The sequence below is a fragment of the Bacillus sp. S4 genome, from assembly GCF_040838205.1.
Lineage (GTDB): Bacteria > Bacillota > Bacilli > Bacillales > Bacillaceae_G > Bacillus_A > Bacillus_A cereus_U.
This window is the reverse complement of record NZ_JBFPJI010000394.1, coordinates 1-2,799: the sequence shown is the minus strand read 5'-3', so window position 1 is coordinate 2,799 and position 2,799 is coordinate 1. Positions and strand designations below refer to the sequence as shown.

Here is a 2,799-nt window from a genome sequence, read left to right as displayed (position 1 = left end):
GTTAAAAACTAGTCCACTAGCTTTTATTCAAATAACGTTTTTGTTCAACTGCCTTTTTTTAATCTCCACGCCTTATCAAAATATAATCTTATATATCTTTCTACTTATTATGATGCAAGTGTCTACACTAAATTGTTAGACAAGCATAAAATAAATTAAGTCTAATAATAAAGGAAAAATAAATATGCAAAACCGTTACATGCTTACAGTCAAACTCACCTCATTTAACGAGACAACGCTGACTGGCATTACTATAGAAGGTATCACGCTGACAGCGAACGTCACGTTAAGAACAACCTATCATCAAGCGATTCTCAATCGATTTCCCCCTCAGGACCCAGTTCGTCCCCTAGTCGTGAACTATAACGTAGCCGTCAAATCTGGCAGAAAATCTGCTATCTTGAATGCCGTGACGCAGCTCGCGAATGCTGGGGTAAGCGCGCAGGTTCGTCTGGATTCCTGCAACAATACCGTGGCATCCTTCCGTCCCGTTCCCTCAATAATATAAGTCAGATACCCGTCACAATAGGATAACGACTGTGACGGGTACGAAGCTGTTCGAGTGAATAGCCCTCAAATTTGTCCCGATCCCATTTCCCTTCACTCCTTGAATATTTTTTCAAAACCAATACATACTATTTTCAAGCCGCCGTATCCACGGCTAATACTTCTTTCTTTTGTTACAGCAGAAGCAGGTAGATTCGTCACTTATCTGCTTTCTCTGTATATTTTTTTAAATATCGAAAAGACTACCTACAAGCTGTTTGAACTAGCAGCTTCACTCTTCTTGTAATGGGAAAGCAATTTATCACAATTAGCTAACTCATTCGACTCACTGGCAGACAACCAAAATTGTTGTCTGCTTTTTGTATGGAATTTTCCATTTTGCATATACTACTTTTGAGCCTGTTTACCAATGCAAGCCATTTTGGTGTTTTGAATTCCGACTAAGCTTTTTTGTTGCATAGATTATTACATCTTTGACAACACTGGTTAAAAGCGCGCTTTCTGGTTATTCGTAGTTCTAGTCCAGAATAATTTTTCTCCTATAAAGGACAGTAGGTACGACTGCTCGTCCTTTTTTACTTATATCGCATACTCTCCCTTTTGACAGCTATGAACCACATTGCCCTCTTCATCGAATTAAGCAATTTCCCAATAAGGGTGGCAGTTGTACACTTCTATTTCCCCATCGAACAAAACGAACAAATTAGTTTTCCAGTTTCCAACGATCGTACCCCACTTGCCAGCTACATTTACTCGCATACCCATGTAAGCAAAATGTAGATTTCGGTGGTTCTGCATTTTCTTGAAAGCTTTTTCCGCGCTGTACATCTGCTTGATGTCAAAAACACCTTCGTTCTCGCACTTTACAAACTTCATGAATTCTGTCATTAGCATTTGATATCTCTTTAACTTTAAGGGTATATTCTCATGTCTTACCCAATATGCAAGAAGATGCAGTGAAAACATTCGCGAAGAGTATATTTTGATATGTGTTTGCAAAATGTTTGCAAACACATATCAAAATGCTCAAAAGCATTGATTTAAAGGCATCTATAGCACATTGAAATAAAACATTACATATAAACTCATATAATTTTAGTGCACCTTTTTTGAGATTGGAATATATTTTGTAAAATACGCCCCCACTAGCAACAATATGATTGAGACTAGCCAAGTAAAAATACCGCCAAAATGAAGCCAATATGCAGACAAATTTAAAATTGCAATTAAAAAGCAACAAATAGAAGTTAATGCACTTTTTAATCCTTTTATCCCCGCTTTTTTTCTTTTTTGATAAGTTATATACATCGAAGCGACTAGAAAAAGGATTAGAACAATTGGTAACATAGCTTGTAGCAATGGCAATCCCTCCTGTCTATTCCCACCCCTTCATTTTACCATCTTATTCCTTTTTAATCTTTAGGAGTCATTTCATTTTTCTCTTCTCTCCAAAAGTCAGCATAAGTTTTATTTTTAAAGTTCACATTCACTTCGGTAAACGGAAGGATTTCTCCAACTTTCAATGAGTACCACTCGTTTAAAAGTGGCGATCCGAAGCAAATATTCAATGTACGATCCTGTAAATCAAATAATACAGAATGCAAAGTCCCAAACCACTCTTCATAATTATGCACCGTCACCCCGATAGGATATTCTTCTTCTACCAATCCTTTTAAAGATTCCATGCTCACCTGTTCATTTCGATTTAAATGCTCATGTAAAATGTGATATCTTTTTGTAGATTGTTCTAATTTCCTATTATTTAATTTCTGAATAGGTGAACTGACTGCATGGTTTGTTGATACGATAAAAGCTTGGCTTTCCTCATTAATTGTTGTTATTGATTTATGCCCGTCAAATATTTCAATATGTGCTGCGTTTAAAGAATCCGCTACAATTATATTAATATTACTTGCTATAGGCATTTCTTTTATTAATGATGTAGCTTCCTGCGTATTTCTACATTTCTCCAATATTACTCGAATTACAGCAAAACATTGCAAACCATTTACCATCGGTTTTCTTAAACCTTCAATATTCCCTACAGGTTGACCACATGCTGAAAATGTAATAGATAACCCATGCTCATTAACTCCTTCTGTTCGGCCAAAATATTGAGTAGAAAAGCCACTATGTGCATATGCACCTTCAACATGCGTCGAACAAAAACGCATATCATCTATTTTGGGTGATAAATCAAAATTTCTTAATACATATGTATGCTTTAAATCAGTTTTTTTAGGTAATACTGCACAATGACTACAACCTGCTTTTAATAGTGTCTGATAATAA

3 protein-coding genes and 1 pseudogene are annotated in these 2,799 nt (G+C 35.9%); 1 reads left to right on the top strand and 3 read right to left on the bottom strand.

Features of this window, described 5'->3' with window-relative positions; translation table 11 throughout:
- Nucleotides 1-1,143: 1,143 nt before the first annotated feature.
- On the bottom strand, nucleotides 1,144-1,401 hold the full coding sequence (locus AB3X48_RS22140) for a hypothetical protein (protein WP_016104842.1): 258 nt from the start codon (nucleotides 1,399-1,401) through the stop codon (nucleotides 1,144-1,146).
- 2 nt (nucleotides 1,402-1,403) lie between these two features.
- Here AB3X48_RS22140 and AB3X48_RS22135 point away from each other — a divergent pair.
- Nucleotides 1,404-1,493 (top strand): annotated as a pseudogene (locus AB3X48_RS22135) (tyrosine-type recombinase/integrase); the annotation flags it as partial.
- Between the two features lie 109 nt (nucleotides 1,494-1,602).
- Here AB3X48_RS22135 and AB3X48_RS20650 read toward each other — a convergent pair.
- Together AB3X48_RS20650 and AB3X48_RS20645 are read right to left on the bottom strand one after the other, a co-directional pair.
- The gene (locus AB3X48_RS20650; RefSeq protein ID WP_071151261.1) at nucleotides 1,603-1,866 is read right to left on the bottom strand and encodes a hypothetical protein; all 264 of its coding nucleotides are present in this window, start codon (nucleotides 1,864-1,866) and stop codon (nucleotides 1,603-1,605) included.
- 53 nt (nucleotides 1,867-1,919) lie between these two features.
- The coding region (locus tag AB3X48_RS20645) for a C45 family autoproteolytic acyltransferase/hydrolase (RefSeq protein WP_367959885.1) at nucleotides 1,920-2,799 on the bottom strand (880 nt) is incomplete at its 5' end.

Bases quoted from the DNA above. Each gene is read 5' to 3' on its own strand.
- AB3X48_RS22140 (WP_016104842.1), bottom strand. From the start codon at position 1,401: ATGCTAATGACAGAATTCATGAAGTTTGTAAAGTGCGAGAACGAAGGT.